Origin of the sequence: Rhizobium sp. G187 (assembly GCF_051549525.1) — a bacterium.
Lineage (GTDB): Bacteria > Pseudomonadota > Alphaproteobacteria > Rhizobiales > Rhizobiaceae > Allorhizobium.
The window spans coordinates 1-26,140 of record NZ_JBPUGM010000004.1; the positions used below are offsets into that span (position 1 = coordinate 1).

28 protein-coding genes are annotated in these 26,140 nt (G+C 62.2%); 17 read left to right on the forward strand and 11 right to left on the reverse strand.

The window, feature by feature from the left end; all coding sequences use genetic code 11:
* Positions 1-820: 820 nt before the first annotated feature.
* The 4 genes from ACSV9I_RS12575 to ACSV9I_RS12590 all read left to right on the forward strand — a co-directional run bounded on the left by ACSV9I_RS12575 (position 821) and on the right by ACSV9I_RS12590 (position 4,550).
* Positions 821-1,654, forward strand: coding sequence for a rhomboid family intramembrane serine protease (locus tag ACSV9I_RS12575; RefSeq protein WP_438329148.1), 834 nt, complete (start codon positions 821-823; stop codon positions 1,652-1,654).
* Positions 1,655-1,836: 182 nt separating this feature from the next.
* Complete coding sequence (locus ACSV9I_RS12580) at positions 1,837-2,586, forward strand: electron transfer flavoprotein subunit beta/FixA family protein (protein ID WP_438329149.1); 750 nt, start codon at positions 1,837-1,839, stop codon at positions 2,584-2,586.
* 25 nt (positions 2,587-2,611) lie between these two features.
* Positions 2,612-3,541, forward strand: a complete 930-nt coding sequence (locus ACSV9I_RS12585) for an electron transfer flavoprotein subunit alpha/FixB family protein (protein ID WP_438329150.1) — start codon at positions 2,612-2,614, stop codon at positions 3,539-3,541.
* Positions 3,542-3,668: 127 nt separating this feature from the next.
* Positions 3,669-4,550: a 3-hydroxybutyryl-CoA dehydrogenase gene (locus tag ACSV9I_RS12590; RefSeq protein ID WP_054157815.1), complete on the forward strand. Its 882-nt coding sequence runs from the start codon at positions 3,669-3,671 to the stop codon at positions 4,548-4,550.
* 68 nt (positions 4,551-4,618) lie between these two features.
* Here the strand turns inward: ACSV9I_RS12590 and tlpA are convergent, their stop codons facing one another.
* Entirely contained in the window at positions 4,619-5,281 is a 663-nt protein-coding gene (tlpA, locus tag ACSV9I_RS12595) for a thiol:disulfide interchange protein TlpA (RefSeq protein WP_438329151.1), read from the reverse strand.
* A gap of 24 nt (positions 5,282-5,305) precedes the next feature.
* Here tlpA and argH point away from each other — a divergent pair, with 24 nt between their 5' ends.
* From argH to ACSV9I_RS12615, 4 genes are all read left to right on the forward strand, one after another.
* Positions 5,306-6,709, forward strand: coding sequence for an argininosuccinate lyase (argH, locus tag ACSV9I_RS12600; protein ID WP_438329152.1), 1,404 nt, complete (start codon positions 5,306-5,308; stop codon positions 6,707-6,709).
* A gap of 96 nt (positions 6,710-6,805) precedes the next feature.
* Entirely contained in the window at positions 6,806-6,994 is a 189-nt protein-coding gene (gene lptM, locus ACSV9I_RS12605) for an LPS translocon maturation chaperone LptM (protein WP_054157817.1), read from the forward strand.
* Between the two features lie 13 nt (positions 6,995-7,007).
* Complete coding sequence (gene lysA, locus ACSV9I_RS12610; RefSeq protein ID WP_438329153.1) at positions 7,008-8,276, forward strand: diaminopimelate decarboxylase; 1,269 nt, start codon at positions 7,008-7,010, stop codon at positions 8,274-8,276.
* A 134-nt stretch (positions 8,277-8,410) separates the two neighbouring features.
* Positions 8,411-11,086, forward strand: a complete 2,676-nt coding sequence (locus ACSV9I_RS12615) for a TIGR02302 family protein (protein WP_438329154.1) — start codon at positions 8,411-8,413, stop codon at positions 11,084-11,086.
* A 175-nt stretch (positions 11,087-11,261) separates the two neighbouring features.
* Here ACSV9I_RS12615 and ACSV9I_RS12620 read toward each other — a convergent pair whose 3' ends face one another.
* The 3 genes from ACSV9I_RS12620 to ACSV9I_RS12630 form a co-directional block, all read right to left on the reverse strand.
* Positions 11,262-11,621, reverse strand: coding sequence for a response regulator (locus tag ACSV9I_RS12620; RefSeq protein WP_054157820.1), 360 nt, complete (start codon positions 11,619-11,621; stop codon positions 11,262-11,264).
* Positions 11,622-11,773: 152 nt separating this feature from the next.
* The gene (gene hpt, locus ACSV9I_RS12625) at positions 11,774-12,316 is read right to left on the reverse strand and encodes a hypoxanthine phosphoribosyltransferase (RefSeq protein WP_438329155.1); all 543 of its coding nucleotides are present in this window, start codon (positions 12,314-12,316) and stop codon (positions 11,774-11,776) included.
* Positions 12,317-12,391: 75 nt separating this feature from the next.
* Positions 12,392-13,072, reverse strand: coding sequence for a hypothetical protein (locus tag ACSV9I_RS12630; RefSeq protein ID WP_438329156.1), 681 nt, complete (start codon positions 13,070-13,072; stop codon positions 12,392-12,394).
* Between the two features lie 203 nt (positions 13,073-13,275).
* Here ACSV9I_RS12630 and ftsE point away from each other — a divergent pair, with 203 nt between their 5' ends.
* The 4 genes from ftsE (at position 13,276) to ACSV9I_RS12650 (ending at position 16,588) form a co-directional block, all read left to right on the forward strand.
* The gene (gene ftsE, locus ACSV9I_RS12635) at positions 13,276-13,935 is read left to right on the forward strand and encodes a cell division ATP-binding protein FtsE (RefSeq protein ID WP_054157823.1); all 660 of its coding nucleotides are present in this window, start codon (positions 13,276-13,278) and stop codon (positions 13,933-13,935) included.
* Positions 13,928-14,926 carry a cell division protein FtsX gene (locus ACSV9I_RS12640; protein WP_054157824.1) on the forward strand — a complete coding sequence of 333 codons (999 nt, stop codon included), beginning with the start codon at positions 13,928-13,930 and terminating at the stop codon, positions 14,924-14,926. The genes ftsE and ACSV9I_RS12640 overlap by 8 nt, the downstream gene beginning before the upstream one ends.
* Positions 14,927-15,001: 75 nt before the next feature.
* Entirely contained in the window at positions 15,002-15,727 is a 726-nt protein-coding gene (locus ACSV9I_RS12645) for a YdcF family protein (RefSeq protein WP_438329157.1), read from the forward strand.
* A gap of 78 nt (positions 15,728-15,805) precedes the next feature.
* The gene (locus tag ACSV9I_RS12650; protein WP_438329158.1) at positions 15,806-16,588 is read left to right on the forward strand and encodes a lysophospholipid acyltransferase family protein; all 783 of its coding nucleotides are present in this window, start codon (positions 15,806-15,808) and stop codon (positions 16,586-16,588) included.
* 28 nt (positions 16,589-16,616) lie between these two features.
* Here the strand turns inward: ACSV9I_RS12650 and ACSV9I_RS12655 are convergent, their stop codons facing one another.
* Entirely contained in the window at positions 16,617-17,168 is a 552-nt protein-coding gene (locus ACSV9I_RS12655; RefSeq protein ID WP_054157827.1) for a gamma-glutamylcyclotransferase, read from the reverse strand.
* A 36-nt stretch (positions 17,169-17,204) separates the two neighbouring features.
* Here ACSV9I_RS12655 and ACSV9I_RS12660 point away from each other — a divergent pair, with 36 nt between their 5' ends.
* Positions 17,205-18,218, forward strand: coding sequence for a DUF2125 domain-containing protein (locus tag ACSV9I_RS12660; protein ID WP_438329159.1), 1,014 nt, complete (start codon positions 17,205-17,207; stop codon positions 18,216-18,218).
* A gap of 33 nt (positions 18,219-18,251) precedes the next feature.
* Here ACSV9I_RS12660 and ACSV9I_RS12665 read toward each other — a convergent pair whose 3' ends face one another.
* The 3 genes from ACSV9I_RS12665 to ACSV9I_RS12675 all read right to left on the reverse strand — a co-directional run bounded on the left by ACSV9I_RS12665 (position 18,252) and on the right by ACSV9I_RS12675 (position 21,164).
* Positions 18,252-19,175 (reverse strand): prephenate/arogenate dehydrogenase family protein, encoded by a 924-nt coding sequence (locus ACSV9I_RS12665; RefSeq protein WP_438329160.1) that lies wholly within the window; start codon positions 19,173-19,175, stop codon positions 18,252-18,254.
* Positions 19,175-20,278 (reverse strand): histidinol-phosphate transaminase, encoded by a 1,104-nt coding sequence (hisC, locus tag ACSV9I_RS12670; RefSeq protein ID WP_438329161.1) that lies wholly within the window; start codon positions 20,276-20,278, stop codon positions 19,175-19,177. The genes ACSV9I_RS12665 and hisC overlap by 1 nt, the downstream gene beginning before the upstream one ends.
* 133 nt (positions 20,279-20,411) lie before the next feature.
* Positions 20,412-21,164 carry a class I SAM-dependent methyltransferase gene (locus tag ACSV9I_RS12675; protein WP_438329162.1) on the reverse strand — a complete coding sequence of 251 codons (753 nt, stop codon included), beginning with the start codon at positions 21,162-21,164 and terminating at the stop codon, positions 20,412-20,414.
* 89 nt (positions 21,165-21,253) lie between these two features.
* Here ACSV9I_RS12675 and gloB point away from each other — a divergent pair, with 89 nt between their 5' ends.
* Together gloB and ACSV9I_RS12685 are read left to right on the forward strand one after the other, a co-directional pair.
* Positions 21,254-22,024, forward strand: coding sequence for a hydroxyacylglutathione hydrolase (gloB, locus tag ACSV9I_RS12680; protein WP_054157832.1), 771 nt, complete (start codon positions 21,254-21,256; stop codon positions 22,022-22,024).
* Positions 22,024-22,446 carry a cupin domain-containing protein gene (locus tag ACSV9I_RS12685; protein WP_438329163.1) on the forward strand — a complete coding sequence of 141 codons (423 nt, stop codon included), beginning with the start codon at positions 22,024-22,026 and terminating at the stop codon, positions 22,444-22,446. The genes gloB and ACSV9I_RS12685 overlap by 1 nt, the downstream gene beginning before the upstream one ends.
* Here the strand turns inward: ACSV9I_RS12685 and ACSV9I_RS12690 are convergent.
* The 3 genes from ACSV9I_RS12690 to ACSV9I_RS12700 are packed head-to-tail and all read right to left on the reverse strand — an operon-like array spanning position 22,440 to position 24,787.
* Positions 22,440-23,078: a lysoplasmalogenase gene (locus ACSV9I_RS12690; RefSeq protein ID WP_438329164.1), complete on the reverse strand. Its 639-nt coding sequence runs from the start codon at positions 23,076-23,078 to the stop codon at positions 22,440-22,442. The genes ACSV9I_RS12685 and ACSV9I_RS12690 overlap by 7 nt on opposite strands.
* A gap of 10 nt (positions 23,079-23,088) precedes the next feature.
* A complete protein-coding gene (gene yddG / locus ACSV9I_RS12695; RefSeq protein WP_438329165.1) occupies positions 23,089-23,967 on the reverse strand; it encodes an aromatic amino acid exporter YddG in 879 nt (292 codons plus the stop codon).
* A 37-nt stretch (positions 23,968-24,004) separates the two neighbouring features.
* Positions 24,005-24,787 (reverse strand): DUF3108 domain-containing protein, encoded by a 783-nt coding sequence (locus ACSV9I_RS12700; RefSeq protein WP_438329166.1) that lies wholly within the window; start codon positions 24,785-24,787, stop codon positions 24,005-24,007.
* Positions 24,788-25,032: 245 nt separating this feature from the next.
* On the opposite strand from ACSV9I_RS12700, the gene rpmB reads away from it, so the two are divergent.
* Positions 25,033-25,323, forward strand: coding sequence for a 50S ribosomal protein L28 (rpmB, locus tag ACSV9I_RS12705; RefSeq protein ID WP_054157836.1), 291 nt, complete (start codon positions 25,033-25,035; stop codon positions 25,321-25,323).
* Between the two features lie 148 nt (positions 25,324-25,471).
* Positions 25,472-26,110, forward strand: a complete 639-nt coding sequence (locus ACSV9I_RS12710) for a VUT family protein (RefSeq protein WP_438329167.1) — start codon at positions 25,472-25,474, stop codon at positions 26,108-26,110.
* Positions 26,111-26,140: the final 30 nt, after the last annotated feature.

Sequence of the window (26,140 nt, forward strand, 5' to 3'; positions counted from 1 at the left end):
CCGGAGGGAGACCGTTGCAAGCGGGCCGGGGTTTTGTGCCTGCGACAGCACATCGCCCCGGCGCCGATCCCGCCTCGCCTGACATCGCATCGTCAGGTGTATCCGAGGGCGGAACGGGGAGGAGTCTACGAGAGGAAAAATGGGCGGGGATGAAAAACAGGATGCCACTCTGATTTCGTTGGAGATTTCCCGAAACTCATCCCCGTCCTACTGCGGGAATTGAGGGGGCTTTTGGCGGCGCCACAAGTGTGGGACCTATCTCCCCCCTTGCGGGGGAGATAGCGAAATCGAGGAATTGGCCCGATCAGGGCCAAACCTCAGATTTCGCAAGAGGGGGGCGCGGTGAGGATGGTGCCCACGGAACTGTGCCCCTCTCCAGGAAAATCTGAAGTTTAGGCGGCTTGCGCGCGCCTAAGCCTTCGATTTTCCGTCCTCCCCCGCATGGGGGGAGGTGGGATACGCACGGTGCCCGCCCTTCGACAGTCTCAGGAGGCGGATGAGGGGCAAAGGCCGCAAGCGCGACGCCGCGCGAAGGTTGTGAGATGAATCAGTCGTGGCGCAAGCCACGGCGAAACAGCAGAAATCGCCAGAGAGGGGATCGGTTATGTCGAACCCGCAACACCGATCCCCTCACCAGCAAAATCTGAAGTTTAGCCCTGATCGGGCTAAGCCTTCGATTTTGCAACCTCTCCCGCAAGGGGAGAGGGGGCCGCACCGCCCTGCCCTTCGGCGACCGGCGCATTTCCGCTATCGAAAGCGGCAGCGCTGCGCTAGCATTCCCGCCCAGCCGACCCCCGCACCGCCAGTTGAACGAGACGCGATGTTCATTCCCCTGCATGATCGAAACGCGCTGAAACACATCAAGCGGCAATATGTCACGCTCGGGTTGATCGCCGCCAATGTGCTGACCTTTGTGCTGACGACCCTGTTGCCGGATGCCGCCTATGAAATCGGGGTCTACGGGATCGGCTTCATTCCGGCCGTTGCCTTCGACTTTGCCGAGCTCGACCAGTCGCTTGTGCTGGTCCCGGACGGCGCGACCTACATCACGTATGCCTTCCTGCATGGCAGCTGGCTGCATCTCGGCTCGAACATGCTCTTCCTCTGGGTCTTCGGTGACAATGTCGAGGATGCCATGGGGCATTTCAAATTCCTGTTCTTTTATCTCGCCTGCGCGGCCGCCGGAGCGCTGATGCACGGGCTGGTCATGCCGGCAAGCCAGGCCCCCCTGATCGGCGCCTCGGGCGCGGTTGCCGGCGTGGTTTCGGCCTATCTGATGCTGCATCCCAAGGTGCGCGTCTGGGTGCTGGTGCTGATGCGCTTTCCGCTGCCGTTGCCGGCTTTTGTGCCGCTCATCCTCTGGGTCGGGCAGCAATTCGTCATGCTGCTGATCGATGGCGACAGCAATGTCTCTTGGGGTGCCCATGTCGGCGGCATTCTGGCCGGCATCCTTCTGGTGCTCGTTTTGCGACGTCCGGGCGTGCCGCTCTTCGACCGCGCGATCGTGACGCCGAAGGCCGTGGAGACGATCCACGCACCGACCGAGACGTTGGCGACCGGTCCCTGGGCGCCACGCGGTGGCAGCACGATGACCGCCGGCCGCGAGACCTCAGTGACGCCACCGGCTGGCAAGTCGCCCCATTGGGGGCGTTGATCGCAGACCACAACGCGATATGTTGACGTGAACGTCAACGTCAATTATCACCGAAACCCTGCGCCGGCATTCGCTGCCGGACGTTGTGTTTGTGCAAAAAATGCGTATCGATGTCGCCAATCGACAAACGGCGGACCGCATCTGAGCGCATTTTCCGGCGGAAGCTTTGAAGGAAGGAACCCATGAAGATACTCGTCCCAGTCAAGCGGGTTGTGGATTACAACGTCAAGATCCGCGTCAAGCCGGATGGCTCCGGTGTCGAGCTTGCCAACGTGAAGATGTCGATGAATCCCTTCGACGAAATCTCCGTCGAAGAGGCGCTGCGGCTGAAGGAAGCCGGCAAGGCCGAGGAGATCGTCGTGGTCTCGATTGGCCCAGCCAAGGCGGAAGAAACCATTCGCACCGCGCTCGCCATGGGTGCCGATCGCGGCATCCTGATCGAGACTGATGAGACGGTCGAGCCGCTGGCTGTTGCCAAGCTCTTGAAGGGTGTTGTCGAAGCCGAAGCGCCCGGCCTTGTCATCGTCGGCAAGCAGGCGATCGACGACGATTCGAACCAGACCGGCCAGATGCTGGCAGCGCTCCTCGGCTGGGGCCAGGCAACCTTCGCCTCCAAGCTCGAACTCGGCGCCGACAAGGCAACCGTGACCCGCGAAGTCGACGGCGGCCTGCAGACCATCGACGTCAAGCTGCCCGCGATCGTGACCACGGACCTGCGCCTCAACGAGCCGCGCTACGCCTCGCTGCCAAACATCATGAAGGCGAAGAAGAAGCCGCTCGACAAGAAGTCGCCTGCCGACTTCGGCGTCGACGTTTCCCCGCGCCTCAAGGTGCTGAAGACCGAGGAGCCGGGTGGCCGCAAGGCGGGCATCAAGGTGAAGAGCGTCGCCGAACTGGTCGACAAGCTCAAGAACGAAGCCGGCGTATTGTAAGCGGAACGGACAGGAGAACATAAAAATGGCTATTCTTCTTCTCGCAGAACACGACAACGCGACCGTCTCCGAACAGACCGCCAAGGCCCTGACCGCCGCCACCAAGATCGGTGGCGATGTGACAGTGCTGGTCGCCGGCTCCGGCGCCAAGGCTGCAGCCGATGCCGCTGCCAAGCTTGCAGGCGTCTCCAAGGTCCTGCTGGCTGACGACGCATCGCTCGGCAACAATCTGGCAGAACCGCTGGCTGCCCTGATTGTCTCCCTGGCCGGCAGCTATGACACGATCATTGCGGCCGCGACCTCCGTCGGCAAGAACGTCGCCCCGCGCGTCGCAGCGCTCCTCGATGTGGCCCAGGTCTCGGAAATCATCGAAGTGGTCTCGGCCGACACCTTCAAGCGTCCGATCTATGCCGGCAACGCCATCCAGACGGTGCAGTCGACCGATGCCAAAAAGGTGATCACGGTCCGGACCGCCTCCTTTGCCGCTGCCGGCGAAGGTGGCTCGGCTGCCGTCGAGACCATCGCGGCTGCTGCCAATCCGGGCGTTTCCAGCCATGTATCCGATGCGCTGTCCTCCTCGGACCGTCCGGAGCTGGCGTCGGCGAAGATCATCATCTCCGGTGGCCGCGCGCTTGGCTCCTCGGAGAAGTTCCAGGAAGTGATCCTGCCGGTTGCCGACAAGCTGGGTGCCGCCGTTGGCGCAAGCCGTGCAGCGGTGGATGCAGGCTACGCCCCGAACGACTGGCAGGTCGGCCAGACCGGCAAGGTCGTCGCCCCGCAGCTCTACATCGCCTGCGGCATCTCCGGCGCCATCCAGCATCTCGCCGGCATGAAGGACTCCAAGGTTATCGTCGCGATCAACAAGGACGAGGAAGCGCCGATCTTCCAGGTTGCCGACTACGGTCTCGTCGCAGATATCTTTGAAGCCCTGCCGGAGCTCGAAAAGGCACTCTGAGCCTTCTTCGCAGCTGCGAAAGGACTGGTCAAAACCCGTCCACGAGTCTATCAAATCAGCCGGGTCCGCGCTTGCGGATCCGGCGTTTTCTTGAGGTGACGCCGAAGCGCGGGTGAGGAGCGAGACGATGACGGACAAGATCAGCAATGTAGGTATCGTGGGCGCCGGCCAGATGGGCTGCGGCATCGCACAGGTCTCCGCCATCGCCGGCTACAAGGTCACGATCTACGACCTCTCCAAGGACAGGATCGAGGCCGGTCTTGCCACGATCAACGGCAATCTGGCCCGCCAGGTGACCAACGGCAAGCTCTCCGACGAGGAGCGCAAGGCCGCCCTCGCCCTGATTTCCGGCTCGTCCGACATCAACGATCTCGCTTCGGCCGACCTCGTGATCGAGGCTGCAACCGAAGACGAGACGGTTAAGCGCAAGATTTTCGCCACGCTCTGCCCGGTGCTGAAGCCCGAGGCGCTGATTGCCACCAACACCTCCTCACTTTCCATCACCCGCCTTGCCTCGGCCACCGACCGGCCGGAACGCTTCATGGGCATCCACTTCATGAACCCGGTGCCGGTGATGAAGTTGGTGGAACTGGTCCGCGGCATCGCGACAGAAGAGACCACATTCGCCACCGCCAAGGAATTCGTCGCTTCGCTCGACAAGACCATCACGGTGGCCGAAGACTTTCCGGCCTTCATCGTCAACCGCATCCTGCTGCCGATGATCAACGAAGCAATCTACACGCTCTATGAAGGCGTAGGCTCCGTGGAGGCGATCGACACGGCGATGAAGCTTGGCGCCAACCATCCGATGGGTCCGCTGCAGCTCGCCGACTTCATTGGCCTCGATACGTGTCTTTCGATCATGCAGGTGCTGCATGATGGCCTGGCGGATTCGAAATACCGCCCCTGCCCGCTTCTGGTCAAATATGTCGAAGCCGGCTGGCTTGGCCGCAAGTCTGGCCGCGGCTTCTACGACTATCGCGGCGACGTGCCCGTTCCGACGCGTTGAGACGCCCTGTTTGCCGATCAAGGCGTTCAGGATTATTTTGGCGGAGTGAGAGGCGAGCTTTCGCCCGATCAGGCGCCGTCGGCAGCAGCGATCAGCGCCTTGGCATCAGCACCGTCCCAGGCGGCCGGACCATTCATATTGCCAAGCAGGCAGCCTTTGCCGTCGACCAGGAGAGTGACCGGCAGGCCGAAGGCGAGGCCCTGCCTCTTCAGCGTGTTGAACACGCCCATCGAGGCATCCCGGTAAAGGCCGAGCGCATCGACGCCAGTCTCGGCAAGGAAGGTCTGCGGCTTCTCGACATCGCCCGTGTCGATGTTGATCGCCAGGACCTGGAAGCGCTCGTTGCCGACAGCCTTCTGCAGATTGTTGAGCGCCGGCATTTCCTCACGGCAGGGCACGCACCAGGTAGCCCAGAGGTTGAGGAGCACCGTCTTGTTGGTGAAGTTCGCCATGGTCATCGGCGCGCCTGACTGGTCCTGGAAGGTCAGGCCTTCGACCAGCCTCGGCTCGGAGACCGGCACCATTGCCGCCACATCACCGCTGAAATAAGGCTTCAGCGCCTCCGCCTTCTCGACCGTTCCCGCGCATTGGGCCGCATCCGCGGTTTCCACGGCATTGCCAGACATGGTCTCTCTCACGTATACCGCAGCCGCGCCGGCGACGATGCCGGCGACCGCAGCGATCGCAACCAGCTTGGTAGAGAAGAGGCCAGTCGGTTTTTTTTCTGTCATGTCATTCTCCAGGACGGGCATTCCATGGCCGAGGACATCAAGGACACCAAAACCTCCAACCAGATGTGGGGCGGTCGCTTTGCTTCCGGGCCATCGGCGATCATGGAGGAGATAAATGCCTCCATCGGTTTCGACAAGAAGCTTTACGCCCAGGATATCCGCGGCTCAAAGGCGCATGCGACCATGCTGGCGCACCAAGGCATTATCTCGGGCGAAGATAAAGACAAGATCCTTCACGGCCTGGACACGATCCTGTCAGAGATCGAGGCCGGCCAGTTCGTCTTCTCGCGCAAGCTCGAAGACATCCATATGAACATCGAGGCGCGCCTGGCAGACCTGATCGGTCCGGCTGCGGGGCGCCTGCACACCGCCCGCTCGCGCAACGACCAGGTGGCGCTCGACTTCCGCCTCTGGGTGAAGGAAGAGCTGCAGAAGACGGAAGCCGCTCTGACCGGCCTGATCGGCGCCTTCCTGAACCGCGCGGAAGAACATGCCGACACCGTAATGCCGGGCTTTACCCATCTCCAGACGGCCCAGCCGGTGACCTTCGGTCACCACTGCATGGCCTATGTCGAGATGTTCGGCCGTGACCGCCAGCGCGTGCGCCATGCGATCGAACACCTCGACGAAAGCCCGATCGGGGCTGCGGCGCTCGCCGGCACCGGCTACCCGATCGACCGTCACATGACGGCAAAGGCGCTCGGCTTCCGTGAGCCGACCCGCAACTCGATCGACACCGTCTCCGACCGCGACTTCGCGCTGGAATTCCTCTCGATTGCCTCGATTGCCGCCGTGCATCTGTCGCGGCTGGCCGAGGAGATCGTCATCTGGTCGACGCCGCAATTCGGCTTTATCCGCCTGTCGGATGCCTTCTCCACCGGCTCCTCGATCATGCCGCAGAAGAAAAACCCGGATGCCGCTGAACTGGTGCGCGCCAAGACCGGCCGCATCAACGGCTCGTTGATTGCACTCCTGACCGTCATGAAGGGCCTGCCGCTCGCCTATTCCAAGGACATGCAGGAAGACAAGGAACAGGTCTTCGACGCCGCCGAAAGCCTGGAACTGGCGATTGCCGCCATGACCGGCATGGTGACCGACATGACGATCCGCACCGACAAGATGAAGGCGGCGGCGGGCTCGGGTTACTCGACCGCAACGGATCTGGCCGACTGGCTGGTCCGCGAAGCGGGCCTTCCTTTCCGTGATGCCCATCACGCAACGGGTCATGCCGTGGCGCTGGCGGAGAAGAAGGGCTGCGATCTCGCAGAACTCTCGCTCGACGAGCTACAGGGCATCAATGCCGCCATAACGTCTGATGTTTTCAACGTTCTGACCGTCGAAGCCTCTGTCGCCAGCCGCAAGAGCTTTGGCGGAACGGCGCCCGACGAAGTGCGCAAGCAGATCGCGTGGTGGCGCGCGCGCAACTGATCACGCCAACGCGCAGATCGATAACGAGATCAGGGGTGCACAAGCGCCCCTTTTTTCGCTAGAGCGGTTAGGAATTAACAAATCGATGGACAGGTCATGGTGAATTCGCTCAATCGCTCGACGCTGACGCTCTCCCTTCTGCTGGCGGCTTCGCTTGCGCTCTCCGCCTGCGGCCGCAAGGGCGACCTCGACCGGCCGAGCACGCCCGTCGAAAAACAGAACCTGCGCGGCACTGAAACGCAGAAGGCGCCCGAATCGCCCTTCCTCCTCGATCCGCTTCTCTGACAGGGCTTTACCCGTGAACCACTTCGAATATCGCGACGGCGTGCTCTACGCCGAAGACGTGGCCATCCCCGAGATCGCGCGTACCGTTGGTACGCCCTTCTACTGCTACTCGACGGCGACGCTGGAGCGGCACTACAAGGTGTTTGCAAAAGCCTTCGACGGCGTCGATGCGCTGGTCTGCTACGCGATGAAAGCCAATTCCAACCAGGCCGTGCTGAAGACACTCGGTCGCCTGGGCGCTGGCGTCGACGTGGTTTCGGAAGGCGAATTGCGCCGTGCGCTGGCCGCTGGCATTCCGGCCAACCGGATCATGTTCTCCGGCGTCGGCAAGACACCGAGCGAGATGGATTTAGGCCTCGAAGCTGGCATCTACTGCTTCAACGTCGAGAGCGAGCCGGAATTGGAAGTGCTCAACCAGCGGGCCGTCAAGGCCGGCAAAAAGGCGCATGTCTCCTTCCGCATCAATCCTGACGTCGACGCCAAGACGCATGCCAAGATTTCGACCGGCAAGAAGGAAAACAAGTTCGGCATTTCCTATGAGCGGGCCCGCGCCGTCTATCAGCGCGCTGCTGAACTGCCGGGCATTCAGGTTTCCGGTATCGACATGCATATCGGCAGCCAGATCACCGAGCTGCAACCCTTCGAGGACGCTTTCCGCCTGCTGCGCGAACTCGTCGAGACGCTGCGAAGCGATGGCCATCAGATCGACCACGTCGATGTCGGTGGCGGCCTTGGCATTCCCTACAAGGACGACAACAACCCGCCGCCGGAACCGGATGCCTATGCAAGGATCGTCAAGGACCAGCTGTCGAGCCTCAACTGCCGCATCGTGACAGAGCCTGGCCGCCTGATTGTCGGCAATGCCGGCATCCTGGTGACCGAGGTGATCTATGTGAAGGACGGCGGCGACAAGACTTTCGTCATCGTTGACGGCGCGATGAACGATCTGATCCGCCCGACGCTCTACGAGGCCTATCACGAGATCCGGCCCGTGGTGATTTCGGCGGCCAGCGCGCCGCGCATCAAGGCCGATGTTGTCGGCCCCGTCTGCGAGACCGGCGACTATCTGGCGCTTGACCGCGAAATGGCCATGCCAAAGCCGGGCGATCTCTTTGCCGTGGGTTCGGCTGGAGCTTATGGCGCCGTGCAGGCCGGCACCTACAACACCCGCCGGCTGGTGCCGGAGGTTCTGGTCAAGGGCGGCGAGTTCCATGTGATTCGGCAGCGTCCGAGCTACGAGGACATGATCGCGCTCGATTCCGTGCCTGACTGGCTGGACTGACACGTTCACAATTCGGCGATGGGCCGGGAAAAAGGGCTCAACCCTTGCAACCGCCCTCGTCTTCGCCACAAAGGCTGCTATCTTCGAAAGCAACACGCCGCCGATGACGGCACGCGCTTTCGGAGACCTGACGGATGACAGACAGCCGCCCGCCCGGCCACAAGAGAGGCGCTTTCGAGCATGCCCCCGCGCTGAAGCGCAAGGTTGGCCTGAAGCGTGTTCTGGCGCGCGCCGTGCTGTTTGCCGAACGCGTTCTGCCGCTTTTCCTGCCCGTGGCCGGCATTGCCGCCATCTTCGTTTCGCTCGCCTGGTTCGGCGTCTACCGCGAATTGCCGGGCGTTGCGCGGCTGGCCCTCGTCTTCGGGCTGATCTTCGCCTTCGTCGCCTCCTTCCTGCCGTTCCTGAAGCTCCGCCTGCCGACGATCCGCGAGGCTGACCGGCTGCTTGAGGAGCGCAATGGCCTCGCCCACCAGCCTGTCGCGGTTCAGGACGACAGCCTGTCCGCGGAGACACCCTTTGCCAAGGCCCTTTGGCAGGAGCATCAGCGCCGCATGGCCGAGCGCATCGCAGCTCTTGATGCCGGCCTGCCGCAGCCCGACATCGCCCGCTTCGACCGCTATGCCATCCGGGCCATACCGGCCCTGCTTTTTGCAACGGCGCTCGCCTATTCCGGCTCAAACGGCGCTGGATCGATTGCCGATGCCTTCCGCAGCCCGGTGACGGAAGCAGAATTGCCTGCACTGCGGATCGACGCCTGGATCACGCCGCCGGGCTATACCGGCCAGCCGCCGGTCTTCCTCTCCGGCCTCGGCACCCAGGACGCGGGTGTGACCGTGCCGCAGAATTCGAAGATGACGGTCAGGATCAGCGGCGGCGCCACGGATGAGCCTGTCCTGTTCAAGCCGGAAGGCAATAAACCCGCAACGGAAGTGGCGCTGCGTGAAGAACCGGCGCGCCCGGCAAGCATGGTTGACGGTGTGCCGACGCCGCCCGCAACGCCTGCAGCAGCCCCGGCAGCCGCCGCGACACTCAGCCGTACGCATGAACTGCAACTGGCCGAGAGTGGCGAACTCAGCGTTGCCGGTCGACGCTGGACGATCGGCGTTCTTGCCGACAAGACGCCCGAGATCAGCTTCGACGGCGAGCCACGCCGCGCCACCAATGGCGCGCTCGAAATCGCCTTTCTCGCCAAGGACGACTACGGCCTGCGCGAGGCCCGGGCCGAAATCGAGCCGATAGAAGCGAAGCCGGGGGCGACACCGCTCTATGCACCGCCAGACTACAAACTTGACCTCCCCCGCCACAATGCCCGCGAGACCAAGGGCGTCGCAAGCCGGAACATCACCGAACACCCGATGTCCGGCAAGCGGGTGCGCATCACGCTCGTCGCCACCGACGGCGCCGGCCAGAGCGGCCGCAGCGAACCCGTGGAGATGGTCTTGCCGGCGCGCAACTTCTCCGAACCGCTGGCGGGCTCCGTCGCCGAACAGCGGCAGGTCTTTTCCCTCGACACCCGCGACATGGCCTATGCCATCGCGCTCAACGAGGCGCTGGTTCTTCGCGCCGATGAAACCATCCCGGATCTCGGCAACTTCATCGCGATTGAAAGCGCCCGCGCCCGCATGGGCATGGCACGCGGTGAGGAGCAGCTGAAGGACACAGCAGATTATCTCTGGGAGATCGCGCTCGGCATCGAGGACGGCGACCTCTCGCTGGCCGAACGCCGCCTGCGCGATGCACAGCAGGCGCTGGACGAGGCGCTGGAAAACGGTGCGAGCGACGAGGAAATCCAGAAGCTGATGGCGGAACTGCGTGAGGCCATGCAGGAGTTTCTCTCCGCCATGGCAGAGCGGATGCAGAACCAGAGCGGCGAACAGCAGCAGAATGCCCAGAACACCCTGCGCCAGCAGGACCTGAACAACATGCTCGACCAGCTGGAAAACCTCGCCCGCTCCGGCAATCGCGACCAGGCGCGCCAGCTGCTTTCCGAATTGCAGCGGATGATGAACAATCTCCAGGCCGGCAGGCCTCAACAGGGCCAGCAGCAAGAGAACAGCGAGGCCCGCCAGCAAATCGACAAGCTCGGCGAGATCATGCAGCAGCAGCAGAAGCTGATGGACGAGACCTTCCGGCTCGATCAGGCGCTGCAGGACCGCATGCAGCGCGGCGCCCCGATGGAAGGGGAAGAAGGCGCAGAAGGCCAGCAGCAGGAGGGCCAGGAGGGGCAGCAGGGCGAGCAGAACCAACAGGGCCAGCAAGGTCAGCAAGGTCAGCAAGGCCAGCAGAACCTCGACGGCATGACGGAAGAACAGTTGCGCGAAGCCTTGCGCCAGCTCCGCGAGCAGCAGGAGGGCTTGGGCAAGAAGCTTGGCGAATTGCAGGAGGGGCTGAAGGGTCTCGGCATGCAGCCGGGCGAAGGCTTTGGCCAGGCGCAGAAGGAAATGCAAGGCGCCGGCGAAGCGCTGGGCGACGGCCAGGGCGACCGCGCAGTCGAGGGCCAGGGCCGAGCCCTGGAAGCCCTGCGCCAGGGCGCACGCGACATGATGAACCAGATGATGCAGGCCATGCAGGGCCAACAAGGGCAGCAGGGCGAAGGCCAGGCCGGCCTTGGCAACCAGAACGGCCGCGACCCGCTCGGACGCCCACGCGCCACCAATGGTCCAGATTTCGGCGAGCAGGTGAAAGTGCCCGACGAGATCGACGTGCAGCGGGCCCGCGAAATCCTCGAAGCAATCCGCGAGAAGCTGGGACAGAATTCCAGTCCCGAGATCGAACGCCGCTATCTGGAGCGTCTGCTCGATATTCAGTGACAGCCGATCACGCTGCCAACGATCTGAACCGCAGCGCCCCAGCGCAGGGCCAGCATCGCTTGCTGTGCCAACCTTGGTTCAATCAAGCACACAAGGCAAAACCACCTGCCGCGATGCGGCAGGCGGGATCAGGTGTCTCAGAGCGGGGGAATCGGAAGGAGAACGCGCGCAGCCTTCAGCTTGCCAGCGCCATGGCGACGGCCTTGCGGATATCCGGCAGGGCAAAGGGCTTCGAAACGACATCGACAATCTTCGAGGCGAGGTCATCAGCGCGTTCGCGCTGTTCGGCATAGCCGGTCATCAGCAGAATTTTCATGCCGGGAAACTCGGAATGAGCGCGGTGGGCGAGTTCGATACCGTCCATGACCGGCATGCGGATATCGGAGAGAAGCAGGTCATACTCGCCCTCTGCAAGCATCTCGAGCCCCTCGGCTCCATCGCAGGCCTCGCGGGTCACATGCCCATCCAGTCGCAGCGCACGCGCCACGAAGGAGCGTAGGGAATCTTCGTCTTCGGTGATCAGGATCCGCGCCATGGTCTAAAACTTTGCTCCCGCATTCCGGTGACGTTTACGGGGTCAAATCACCAGAGTTTCCTTTGCGAGTGGTAAACGCGCGAGCCTCAGTTCTGGTCCATGGTTAACGAATGCTCAGCGCCGACTGTGCCATCGAGGCACGGAACGAGCGCTTACGCGTCACCCGTGACCACGCCGACAAAGGGCAGTTCGCGGAAGGCATAAGCAACGTCCATGCCGTAGCCGACGACAAAATAATCGGGGCAGTCGAAGCCGACATAGTCAGCCTCAAAATCTTCTTTTCGCTTGTTTTTCTTGTCGAGCAGCACGGCGATGGTGACATTCGACGCACCGCGTTCCAGCATCAGCTCACGGGCAAACAGAAGCGTGCGGCCGGACTCCAGAATGTCGTCGATCAGGAGCACGTTGCGACCCTTTACATCGCTGTCGATGTCCTTGATCACACGGACGCCCTGCGACACCGTGCCTGTGCCATAGCTGGACAGGGTGATGAACTCGACTTCCGGGGCAAGACCGACATCATGCAGCGCCCGGATCAGGTCGGCGGCGAAGATGAAGGACCCCTTGAGGATGGAGATGACGAGAAGATCATCGCAGGGGCCAGCCAGGATATCCTGGGCCAGCTCGAGATTGCGTGCCCTGATCTGTTCGGCGGTAAAGAGGGGTTCGATATTCTTTCCGCGGACGACGGGCATGGGACACTCCTTGATGATCGGCCGGCGGACCCTGGATCTTTTGCCCGGTGCCGGAAAGGCTGGCCATTAGCACAGTCAGGAGCGGGAGGCACCCGACTCTTCGAAGGAAAGGCGCAGTTCCGGCGTTTTTCCACCGGGATGCTGGACGCGGGCCGAAAGACCACGGCTTCGGCCGGCCTCCAACACCTCACTGGCAGGCTCGATATAGGTGCTGGCCACAATCTGCCCGTCGACAAGAAGATCGGCGCGCACCAGCGGCACGGTCAGACTGCGGCTCGACCGGTTCTGGACGATTGCATTGACCAGAAGGACCCGCATCCCGTTCCGGTCCTGCGGTGTCAGGTTGACATGGGTGAAATCCAACGGGCGTGCGGCAATTTCCGGATGCTCGGCAAACCGCAGGGCCTGAACGGCCACGAAGAGAAAGACCAGCACGAAACAGCTCGCTACCAGCGTTGCAAAACCGCGCTCGGACAGTGTCTGCAATCGCTGTTCGAACCGTTCTACGACGACTGACATCAAACGGCGGATGGCATGATCTTTGGCTTGCGCAACAGGATTGGCGTCTGGACCGCCAGCGCCCCTTGCGCGCGGAGGATCGCGGATCACGACGAAATCGGCATCCACCACATCGCGGTTCGAAGGTTGATGCAGCGTGCGCTCGATTCGCCTGCGGGCACGATCCGGCGGCAGGAGATCAAGCTCCGGGACCCCTTTCTGCGGGCGGGTCTGCTGGTATTGGCGGAAGACGCTCATCTGGTCCCGATCTTTCGCACGGCCGAATTCCGGTGATCCCGAAACTGGGCGGTTGAAACGAATCCTCACCAGACGTAAATTCAAATGGTTAATGCTTCGGAAAAGCCGGCCATGGGGCCACTGCTCCGCCGACCGTTGACCGGGCGCAAAGAAACGCCCATGACGCGCTCGAGACCTCGAACCCTCAAGACTGGGCCCAGCCGTTGATCCACTTCGAAAATGTCGGCCTGCGATATGGGATGGGACCGGAGATCCTCCGCGACCTGACATTCGACATTCCGAGGCGGTCGTTCCAGTTCCTGACCGGTCCGTCCGGTGCCGGCAAGACGACCCTTCTGAAACTGCTCTTCATGTCGCTGCAGCCGACACGCGGGCTGATCAAAAGCTTCGAGCGCGACATCACCCGCATTCCCCGCAGCGAGCTACCCATGCTGCGCCGGCGCGTCGGCATTGTTTTCCAGGACTTCCGCCTGCTCGACCACCTGACGACCTACGAGAATGTGGCCTTGCCGCTGCGGGTCCGGGGCAAGGAAGAAGGCACCTACAAGCAGGATGTCATTGAGCTCTTGAAGTGGGTGGGGCTCGGCGAGCGCATCAATGTGCTGCCGCCCGTTCTGTCCGGTGGCGAGAAGCAGCGCGTGGCGATTGCTCGCGCCCTGATCGACCGGCCGGAAATTCTGCTCGCCGACGAACCGACGGGCAATGTCGATCCGCCGATGGCGCGCCGGCTCCTGAGCCTGTTTCTCGAACTTAACCGGCTTGGCACCGCCGTTGTCATCGCGACCCATGACCTCGCCCTGATGGATCAGGTCGATGCCCGCCGTATGATTTTGACCGATGGGCGGCTCGACATTTATGAGTGACCGCAAGCGCCCCGAACAACAGCCGGCCCGCCGGGTCGAGATGACGGTCCGCCCGACGGGACCAATCCTGCCGCCCTCCAACATTCAGGGCAATGCGCTGATGGTGGTCATTGCCATCATGGCCTTCCTCGCCTGCCTGACGCTGGGCGCCGTCTCCATGGTGCGCGCCACCGCTGCCGGCTGGCAGAGCCAGATCGCCCGCGAGATTACCATCCAGATCAAGCCCGAAGACGGGCTCGACATGGACAAGGCCCTCACCCGCGCACGGGATCTGGCGCTGACCTTTGTCGGCACCCGCGACGGCCAGATCATGGATGATGCCGCCACCGCGCGCCTGCTCGAACCCTGGCTCGGCACCGGCCTCGACCTCTCCGAACTCCCCGTGCCACGACTGGTGGTGATCACCATAGACGAGAGCAATCCGCCAGATTTCCAGGCGATGCGCGCGCTCCTGGCCGAAGAAGTGCCGCAAGCCTTTCTCGACGATCACCGCACCTGGGTCGACCGTCTTGTGCAGATGGCACGAACCACCGTGCTCATCGGCTCCGGTGTACTGGTTCTCGTTTTCGTCGCCATGGTGCTGACCGTGGTCTTTGCGACGCGAGGCGCGCTCTCCGGCAATCGCCACATCATCGAAGTGCTGCACTTCGTTGGCGCCGAAGCCAGTTTCGTCGCCCAGGAATTCCAACGACATTTCTTCAAGATCAGCCTCAAGGGCGCCTTTGCCGGCGGCATGCTGGCCGCCGTCCTCTTTGCCCTGGCAAGCTTCTGGCAGAGCCGCTCGCTGGCAACGCCCCAGAGCGACCAGGCGACCGCCCTGTTTGGGACGTTTACCATCGGCTGGGGCGGCTATCTCGGCATTTTCGCGACGATGTTCTTTATAGCTCTTTTGACAACGGCGACGGCGCGGCTGACGGTCATGCGCACCATTGACGAGATCGACCTGATCCGTTCCGATCCGAGCCGGACGGACGGCCTGCTCGACGACTGATCGGCTGCAAGTGTTGACCTGCCATAAAGCCGCCTGTTCCGCGTGGGAAATCCACGCTATTCACGGACGATGAGAATGGACCGGCTGACCTCTGACACCCCGTCAAGCACCGACCCGCCAAAGCCGGCGGGCTGGAGCCCGTTCGCGCGCAAAGGCGTGATTCGCCGTGTCTTGCGCTATGGCGGCATGGTGCTTCTGCTGACTTTGGCAGCGTTGGTCGCCGGCTTTCTCGTCTTTGCTGATTCGGTCACCAACATGCGGCCGCCCGAAACCGTGAAGGCGGATGCCATCGTCGTCCTGACCGGCGGCTACCAGCGGATCGAACAGGCGATCGAGCTCTTGCGCAAAGGCTCCGGTGAACGGCTGCTGATATCAGGCGTGAACCCGCAGACGACGCCCGGCCAGATTCGCCGCTCGACCCGAACCTCGCCTGACCTCTTCGAATGCTGCGTCGATATCGGCTATGCCGCGATCGACACGATCGGCAACGCCAACGAGACCGCCTTATGGATCCGCGACAAGGGCTATCGCTCGGTTCTCGTCGTGACCAGCAACTACCATCTGGCGCGCAGCCTGATGGAGTTGAAACGCAGCGATCCGGTGACGGATTTCATCGGCTATCCCGTCGTCAATTCCGACCTGAAGACACGCGCCTGGTACAGTGAACCGGATGCCATGCGGACGATGCTCATCGAATACGGCAAGACGGTCGTCGCCTACCTACGGCAAAGCATCGGATGGAACCGCGGACCCGGTCTGCGCTCGGACAGAGAAATGCCCGAAACTGGTCAGCAACCGTGAGGCCAGGCCGCGCAAGGCGGCTTTTGCTGCGGGTGCTTTTGCTCTAAGGACGGAAGCGCCGTTCACGAGAGCCCATTGATGATCACCCTGCGTTCCATCCTCTTCAACACCGCCTTCTATGCCAACATGATCCTCAGGATGATCTTCCTGTCGCCGATCTATTTCCTCTTGCCGCGCAAGAAGGCCTTCTTCATCCCGAAGGACTGGGCGACGTCCTCCTGCTGGCTGATGGAAAAAATCGTTGGCACGACATTCACGGTCGAGGGGCTGGAGAATATTCCGGAGGGCGGTTACATCCTCGCGCCCAAACATCAGTCCTTCTGGGACACGTTTGCGCTGCTCCCCTATCTCGACGATCCCGTCTACATTCTGAAGCGCGAGCTGATGTGGATCCCGATCTTCGGCTGGTATGTGGCCAAGCAGCGAATGATCCCGGTCAATCGCGGCGCCAAGGGCCGGGTGATGGCCCAGGTGATCGAGCGCACCAAGCAGGAAATGGCGAGTGGCCGCCAGCTGATCATCTATCCGGAAGGCACGCGCCGCCCGCCGGGTGCCGCTCCCGAATACAAATACGGGATTGCCCGCCTCTACCGCGATCTCGGCGTGCCAGTCGTGCCGGTTGCCATGCACCCCGGCCTGTTCTGGCCACGTCGCAAGTCACAGCGCTATCCGGGCCACTTCAAGGTGCAGATCCTGCCGGCGATCCAGCCGGGTCTCGACCCGGACGTCTTTTTCGACAAGCTGACGACGGACCTCGAAGCCGCAAGCGATGCATTGCTCATCGAAACGGTGCGCGACAACCCACATCTGCCCTTGCCGCCGACGGCCGAGATCCGGCTGAAGGAGCTCGGTGCGCGCTAAAGCCCGGCACCGTTTTCCGCGCATCCGATCACTTGTTATCTGACGCAGGCTCGGAGGACATCGCGGCCGCCACGCTTTCGAGCCAATGGTCGCGAATGCCAAGTTCACGCAGATGGGAAAGCGTATTGGCGACATAGACCGGATTGGGCCCTGATCGGCCGACCGCATCCCTGACCACGGAGGCAGCCTCCTCTATTGAGACCGAGCCCGCATATTGGCGATGAGCGCGGTCGATGACGTAAGTCAGGGCAGAGACGTGCCGGCCATCAGCCAGTCGGGCGGGCACAGTGCGCTCGAGATAGACGCTGGTCACGAGTTCCCGCTCGCGCAGATAGTCGATCGTATGAGCGCGATCAGACAGCGCAACGCGGAAGGCGACCCCCTTGCAGGAACCACCGCGATCCAGCCCGAGCACAAGACCGGGCCGCTCTTCTGTGCCACGATGCACATAGGAGCGCACACACAGTGAACGACGGTAGCCAACAACACGGGCCGTCGCGCGTTCCTCATACGGAAAGCCCGGATTCCACATCAGCGAACCGTAGCCAAAGACCCAAAATTCGTCCATATCGCAATCCATTGCAGGAAACCGATCCGATTGCAGCAAGGAAACTTCATGCCAATGCCATCAACAGCGCCACAAAGCCGAACCAGCCGCAAGGTGTTCTGGCTCGGCGTTTTGATTGTCGTCTTCATCGCTGTCTATAGTGTCGGCTGGTATTTTGCCGCAGAATTTCTGCGCACACGCATCGTCACCTTCTTTGCCGGCGGCAATCCTTCCGGCATCGAGGCCAATTGCGAAGATGCCAAGATCGGCGGCTACCCCTTTCGGTTCAGGCTGAACTGCGACCGCCTGTCGATCGATGACCGTGACCAGGGCATTGCCGCCTCCTTCGGCGCCGTACGCGCCGCAGCCCAGATCTACAATCCGGGCCAGGTGGTCTGGGAGATGGACGGGCCGGCCGAAGTCCGCTCGGCCTATGGATTCAACACGACGACGAACTGGTCCAACATGCAATCGAGCTTCCGCGCCGGCTTTTCCGGCCTGGCGCGCAGTTCGTTGGTCATCGAAGGGCTAGACACGACGGTCACCTCGACCGCCACGGCACAGACCGTGGGGGTCAAGGCCGTCAGCGCCGAGCAACATGTCCGCCAGGCGGAGGGCAATCTCGACTATGCGACGCTGGTGCGTGACGTCACGATTGCGATCAATGGCAAGCCGGTAGACCTGCCGCCGCTGTCGGCGAGCCTCGACACCACCTTTGCCGAGAAGGGTGGCCTTCTCGATCCGCGCGTCGCGCGCGATCTGAAACTGCGCGGCACGCGGGGTGAAGTCCGTCGCATGGTCGTGGACATTGGTCAGGCGCGCGTCGTCACGCTCAGCGGCCCCTTCGAGGTCGGCGAGGACGGATTGCTCTCGGCCACTCTGCGGATCGAGATTGAGGAAATCGACGGCTGGCGCGGAGCGCTTGGCAAGGCCTATCCCGAAATGCGGGAGACCGTTGACAGCGCTGCCCAAGTGGTCAAGGCCCTGTCCCTCGGCCGCGATGACGGCTCGGCGGACATCAACATTCGCAACGGCAATGTCACGCTCGGCTTCATTCCGCTTGGCAAGATCCCGCCGCTCTGAGCGGGATCAAAGGCGTTTTTCCCGCCGCGTCTTTCACTTGTCGAGGGCGTGGCGACCGAAATCGGGCGAATCGACGTCCTGACCGGCCTGAACGATGGAGCGTCGGATGGTGCGGGTGCGTGAAAAGAGTTCGAACAGCTTATCGCCCTCGCCCCAGCGGATCGCACGCTGCAGATAGGCGAGATCTTCCGAAAACCGCGCCAGCATTTCGAGGATGGCATCCTTGTTGTGCAGGCAGACGTCCCGCCACATGGTTGGGTCGGAGGCCGCAAGGCGCGTGAAGTCGCGGAAACCGGAGGCCGAATACTTGATCACTTCCGATTCAGTGACTGTCTCCAGGTCGTCGGCCGTACCGACAATGTTATAGGCGATGATATGCGGCAGGTGCGAGACGATCGCGAGCACCTTGTCATGGTGCTGCGGATCCATCTCGTCGATCATCGAGCCCAGCGCCTTCCAGAAGTTGCTCAGACGCTCAAGGGCTGCCCGGTCCGTGCCCGGCAGCGGCGTGAAGATGCACCAGCGCCCCTTGAAGAGGCCGGTGAAGCCAGCATCCGGGCCGGACTTTTCCGTGCCTGCCAGCGGGTGGCCGGGAATGAAATGCACGCCGTCCGGCATATGCGGCGCCATCTGCGCAATCACCGAGGCCTTGGTCGAGCCGACATCGGTGACGATTGCCCCTGGCTTCAGATGGGGCGCAATATCGCGCGCCACAGCCTCGGATGCGCCGACCGGCACCGAGACGATGACGAGATCGGCATCCTTCACCGCTTCGGCTGCCGAGAGCGTGTAGGCCGTGCCAAGCCCGAGTTCCTCGGCCCGCTTCAATGTCTCTGCGCTGCGGGTGGAGATGACCACATCCTTCGCCAGAGACAGCTTCTGGATGTCGCGGGCAATCGAGGAGCCGATCAGGCCGATACCGATCAGGGCGATGCGGTCGAACAGGATTTCAGACATTAGCGGGGACCCATAAATTCGGTAAGAGCGGCGATGACGCCGAGATTGGCCTCTTCGCTGCCAATCGTCATGCGCAGCGCATTGGGAAAGCCGTAGGACTTGACGGCGCGGAGAATGAAGCCGCGAGCGGTCAGGAAGTCATCGGCATCGGTGGCCCTGTATCCGTCGACATCGGGGAAATGGATGAGCACGAAGTTAGCCACCGACGGCGTTACCGCAAGGCCGATGCCGGCAAGCGCCTCGCTCACCTTGGCAAGCCAGACCTGATTGTGCTCGACGGCCCGTGCCGTATGCGCCTGGTCGCGGATGGCAGCGGCACCGGCGGCAATGGCCGGTGTATTGAGGTTGAACGGCCCGCGCACCCGATCAAGCGCATCAATGATTTCGGCCGGCCCATAGACCCAGCCGATGCGCAAGGCAGCAAGCCCATAGACCTTGGAGAAGGTGCGGGTCATGACGACATTGCGATTGGCGGAGACAAGTTCGATGCCCGCCTCATAATCATTTCGGCGAACATAATCGGCATAGGCCGCGTCGAGCACCAGAATGACATGCGCCGGAAGCGCCGCCTGCAACCGCTTGACTTCGGCATAGGGCACATAGGTACCGGTCGGATTGCCGGGATTGGCGAGGAAGACGATCTTCGTCTTTTCGGTGACAGCCGCCAGGATCGCGTCGACATCGACGCGCTGATCGCGCTCTTCGACGGTCACGGGCGTGGCGCCGGCCGCCAGGATCTGGATGCGATAGACGAGGAAACCATGCGCGGTGATGATGCCTTCATCGCCGGGGCCGAGATACACATGCGCCAACAGACCGAGCAGTTCATCCGAGCCATTGCCGCACAGGATGTTATCGGCGTTGAGACCATGCACCTCGGCAATCGCTGTGCGAAGCGCGCGAGCCTGGCCGTCTGGATAGACCTCAAGCCGCTCGGCAGCGGTGCGGAAGGCCTCAATTGCGTTGGGGCTTGGGCCAAGCGGCGTTTCGTTCGACGACAGCTTGAAGACACGCGCCACCCCGGCTGCATGCTCCTTGCCCGGAACATAGGCTGCAATATCCAGGACCCCGGGACGGGGCGTCGGCTTCGTTAAGGCGTTCATGAGACTGCTTTCCGGCTCACCGGGCGGGAGGATGCCTGCCCTTCACACGCCTGTCGCAATAAAGCCGAACATCGGATTTGTCGAGGCGGACGAGTGCCGCAGCCTGTCCTGATGACGGCTGACATCACCCGTTTCAGGCCTTGGGCGGCAGGGTCCGTGTTGTCGGCACGCCCTGCGGCGCCAGCACCGGCGCAAAGACGCGCCGCGAGGCGCGGACAGCCACCGGCAGACCCTGGTAGAGCCGCTTCTGCGCCTCGACGACGATGACGCCGGAGAAAGCCGGCCAGAGCAAGCGCCCCATGCGCTCGAAACCGCGCCGCAGGCGAAGGATCGCCCGGATCTTTGATGGGGGAAAGAACAGCGCCTCGGCGGAGGCCCCGGGAGTAAAATTCGTCTCGCGCAAAAGCGCCGTCAGTTGGCTGCGCGAATAGGGTCGGCCCGACCCGAAGGGCGTGTGCTCCATGCGGGCCCAGACACCCCGACGATTGGGCACCACGATCACCAGCCGTCCGCCAGGCGCCAGCACCCGCCAGATCTCCTTCAGTGATTCCCGCGGGTTTTCGGCAAATTCCAGGGAATGGACCATCAGGACACGATCGACAGAGCTGTCCGGCAGCGGCAACTCCTCTTCGAAAACCAGCGCTGTGGCCGAAGGCTCTCCAACCGGCCAGTTCACCGCCCCTTGGCCCGCCGGCATGAAGGCCATGGTGCGCTCGGTATCGGCACGAAAGCGATCGAGGAACGGCGTGCAGTAACCGAGCCCGACAAGACGCTCCTGCGGCAGGCGCGCCCAGACAGACGAAAGCGCCATGGCAATCGACTGCTCCGCCACGCGCCCGAGCATCGTGTAATAGAATTGCCTCAGATCGACGATATCGACATGCATGAACTTATTGTTAGCAGCACCTCATTGGAGTTCAAGGCGCGAACAGCTACATTAGCGCAACGAGGTGGGACAGAAAAAACGGATCGACAATGAAATCTTTGCAGATCGAAACCTTCATCTGCCGAAGTGACAACTTCGGCGCGCTCGTACATTGCCGCGAAACCGGCGAGACAGCTTCTATCGACGCGCCGGATTTCGATGCGATCGTCAGTGCTGCAGAGCGGCGGGGATGGACAATCACCCATGTGCTCACGACCCATCACCATGGCGATCATGTCGAGGCCAACCTTGCCCTCAAGGAGGCCTTCGGCTGCGAGATCATCGGCCCTCGCAACGAGGCGGCCGCGATCCCCGGCATTGACCGCACTGTCGGTGACGGCGACGAATTCGTGTTCTGCAATCGGCCCGTACGCGTGATCGAGACGCCAGGCCATACCGCCGGTCACATCTGCTATTATTTCCCGGAGGACGGCGTGCTGTTTTCCGCCGATACGCTGTTTGCGCTCGGCTGCGGCCGGCTGTTCGAGCGGTCCGCCATGGACATGTGGCATTCGCTGCAGAAACTCGCGGAACTGCCCGACGAGACCGTGGTCTATTTCGGCCACGAATACACACTCTCCAATGCCCGCTTTGCACTTACCATCGATCCAACCAATGAACGGTTGAAGGCACGCGCCGAACTCATCGAGATGCAACGCGCCCGCGGCACCTATACCATTCCGACGACGATTGGCCTTGAAAAGGAAACCAATCCCTTCCTGCGCGCCGCCGATCCGGAGATCCGCAAGGGGCTTGGCATGGAAGGTGCGACCAATGACGAGGTCTTTGCCGAAATCCGCCGGCGCAAGGATAATTTCTGATGCAGGCTGAAGCGATCATCGCGGCACTTGGCATGCAAAGGCATCCCGAGGGTGGCTGGTATGTCGAGACATGGCGCGACGCCCATGGCGGGCCGCGTGGTCATGCCACCGCAATCTACTACCTGCTTGAGGCAGGCGAGCGCTCGCATTGGCACAGGGTGAAGGATGCGGGCGAGGTCTGGCATTATTACGCAGGCGCGCCGCTCGCGCTGCACCTGTCCGACGATGGCCGGACACAAAGGACCGTGACACTGGGTCCGGACGTCCTGGCCGGGGAACGCCCGCAAGCCATCGTCGAGGCGGATGTCTGGCAAGCGGCCGAAAGCCTTGGGGCCTTTACCCTTGTCGGCTGCACGGTGGCACCGGGCTTTGATTTCTCCGTCTTCGAAATGGCCCCGCCCGGCTGGGCCCCCGGTCAATAGACGGCAAGCGAAAGCGCAAGGATCAGCTGGGCGAGATAATAGGTCGCCCAGACCAGATGGGCGGCATAGCCGTCCAGCACATGGCCAGGCCCCGTCCAGTATTTCCGGATCGTCAAGACAACGTCCGAGAGGATGAACAGGCTCGCCCCGACGAAGACCAACTGATCTGGAAGTCGTAGCGTCAATGCCAGAAGGACCATGAAGACCACGACATAGAGACTGATCGGCCAGGCCATGCGTCCGGCAGGCCGGCGGATCCGCAGGAGGACGGCGATCGTTCCCGCCGCAACGACAAGCGCCGCCGCAATGGACCACGGCGCCACTCTGCCAGGCTCGCCCAGGATTACGAGAAGCGCGATATAGGCCGCATGGCTGAGAAGAAAGGCGACCACCCCTCGGATAAAGGCGCGATCCCCATCAAAGGCGAGGAAGGCATCGCCGAGCGCGCTCAAGAGCAAGGCCCCGACCAGTAGCGGATGTCCATCGACGAGAGCTGTGTAGAGCGCCAGAAGCAGGATAGGCGTGACCTTCCACACCGCACGGACGAACGTCTTCCGCCGGGGAAGGATCAGGTGATAGCTCAGTCCCAGCGCGACCGAGAGAATGAGTATCCCGGTTGCGAGCTCGGCCATGGCATCCTGGTCAGTTCGGGGCTTTTTTCCTCGAAAACAGCATATCCCGCGCTGCCAGCACCGCACCACCGGTGATCAGCACGCATGCCAGACCAATAGTGGCCCTAAACTCACCAAACCCAAAAATGATCAGATTGAGCGTCGACAGAAGCGGCGCTGCATAGCTCGAGGCCCCGAGAATCTGGATATCGCCATTCTTGACGCCATAATCCCAGGTATAGAAGGCGAGACCGACCGGCAAAAGACCAAGACCGATCACGGCAACCCATTGCGAGACATCCTGCGGCCAGACTGTGGTCTCCAGCCCCAGATGGCAGAGAAGCGACAGGATCGACGTGGCGAGGCAGAAACCGGTGACGACATCGGTAGACACAGCCTCGAAACGCCGGCTGATCAGCGAATATCCAGCCCAGGTAAAAGCGCAGAGGAAGGCAGCGAGATAACCGAGCGTGAAGGTCGGATCGAAGGCGACCCCCTTGTCGGCGATGATCAGCGCGGTTCCCGCAAGGCCGGTCAGCGCGCCGGCAACATGATACCAGCGCAACTTCTCACCCGGCAAAAGAGCCGAACCGACGACAATGAACAGCGGCCACAGATAGGCGATCAACCCGGCCTCCACTGCCGGCGCATTGCGCAACGCCGTGAAGTAGAGGAAATGATAGCCGAACAATCCCGCAACGCCGGTGATCCAGACCTTGGCCGGCTGGCGCAACGCCTGCAACCGCTCCGGGCGGGCGATAAACAGCGCGATCCCCGGCAGGCTACCGATGGCAAAGGCAATCGCCGAGAGCTGGAAGGGCGGCATGGTGCCGGAGGCGGCCGTCATCAAGGCGAGAATGGACCACATGAGGATGGCCGTGAAGCCGATAAAGGTTGCTCTGGTCTTCATTCAAACCCCTATAGCGGGGTCTGGCGCCCGCGAAAAATCAGCCGTCGAACGTGTCTGCCGAAACATGCACCGTGCCGTAGCGTGTCGGGATTTTCGCATAGACTGGAGCATATAGCTTCAGCGTCGCCGTCTTGGCAAACCAGATCTCCATCCCCTCGACCGACTTCAGGTATTCGATATCCTTGCGTCCCTTGCGATAGCCGGATCGCGGCTCATAGCGTACGGAGCAGACGATCGCCTCCCCCTTCACCTTGCCGGCCGAGAACGTTTCGGTTCGCTTCGGCCCCAGCACCAGGTCCATCCGGCTTTCCCCATCGAAAACAGGCAGCCGTTGACTGCAAACATCGACATTGCCGGGAATGAGGAGCGCGCCGATGGGGTCCATCACCGACTTCAGATCGGCTGCAGTCACTGGCACCCATCTGGCCGATCGCGGCCGGGGCTTGGGTTCGACCTTCACATCGACGACATTGCCATTGGCAAAGCTGACATCGTAGAGGCTCTTCTTGCGCCCGCTGCGATAATCCAGCGTATAGCGTTCGGGCGACAGACCTGCCCCGACCAGCCGTCCGGTGATCCGGCTTTCGGCCGAAACCTCGCGCACCACTTCGGCAAGCCCGGTCGCACGGAAGCGGCCGTCGATGCGATAGCGGTCGCCGTCGACTGTCGTGCGAAAGGTCAGCTGGGCAATCGGCAGGATCCCGAGTGTAACGCTGTAGGCACTCTCGTAGCGGGCGTCGGCCGCAAGGCCCATGGGTGGTGAAACGCCGAAAAGCGCAAGACCGAGAGCGAGACGTATGACGGCTGTAGAAATCTTCATGGCGTTTCTCCCGGCACGGTTGGCAAGGACACGCGTGTCGGTGTCATCGGCTTGCATCCTCTGCATGGACTGTGGCAAGAAAATAACCGAACGCGGCCGCGACGGCCGGAAAATCCAAGCTTTGGCTTGACGCGCCGGTTCCCACTGACTATAGAACCGCAACTTTCCAATCAGCCGCTGTTGGATTGCCTCACCGGCATTTGCCCGGTGGCGATGCGATAGCCTAGAAAAACAATAGGTGTACCATGTCCCGCAGTTGCGAATTGACCGGCAAGGGCGTCCAGTCGGGCAACAATGTGAGCCACGCGAACAACAAGACCAAGCGTCGGTTCCTCCCGAACCTTTGCGACGTCACGCTGATCTCGGATGCTCTGAACCAGCGTTTCCGTCTGCGCGTTTCGGCTGCAGCCCTGCGCTCGGTCGAGCATCGCGGTGGCCTCGATGCATTCCTGCTCAAGGCATCTGAAACCGAACTCAGCATGCGCGCTCGCCTGCTGCGTCGCCAGATTGCCAAGAAGACCGCAGAAGCCGCTTAATAAGCCGGCATCAGCGCTGAACGTTTGCGGCTTGACCGGTCACCCGGTCAAGCCCTTTCGTTTGTCAGGACCAGGCGAAAATGCCTGACAGTCCCGTCCGCTTCACAGTATCGTCCCTCCAACTGGTGGCATCACCCAGGATAAAAAAATGCCTATCATGCGCTCTCTTCTGATCTACAGCCTGCTGATGACGACCGTCGTGGTCGCCTCCAACTTTCTTGTGCAGTATCCGCTCCACATCACGCTCGCAGGCATCAATCTCGCCGACCTCCTGACCTTCGGCGCTTTCACCTATCCGATCGCCTTCCTGATCACCGACCTGACCAACCGCCAGTTTGGCCCCAAACTCGCACGTCGCGTGGTGTTTGTCGGCTTTATCGCCGGCGTTCTCCTGTCGATCCTGCTCGCCTCCCCGCGCATTGCGGCGGCCTCCGGCTCGGCCTTCCTCGTTGGCCAACTGCTGGACATTTCGGTGTTCAACAAGCTGCGCCGCGAAAGCTGGTGGAAGGCGCCACTGATGGGTTCGCTCATTGGCTCGGCGCTCGACACGGTGATCTTCTTCTCGATGTCCTTTGCGCCGCTCTTCGGTTTTCTCGGCGCCAATGACGACTTCGCCATCGGCACGGCACCGCTCTTCGGTGTGCTGGCCATGGAAGCGCCGCGCTGGATCTCCTGGGCGGTGGCCGACTTTAGCGTGAAGATGCTGATCGGCATTGTCATGCTCGTGCCCTATGGCGCGCTGATGACCGTGGTGCGCCCTATGCCCGCGGCAGAACGCGCCGTCTGAAGCACTTGCCTTCACCCAAAAAGGGCAGCA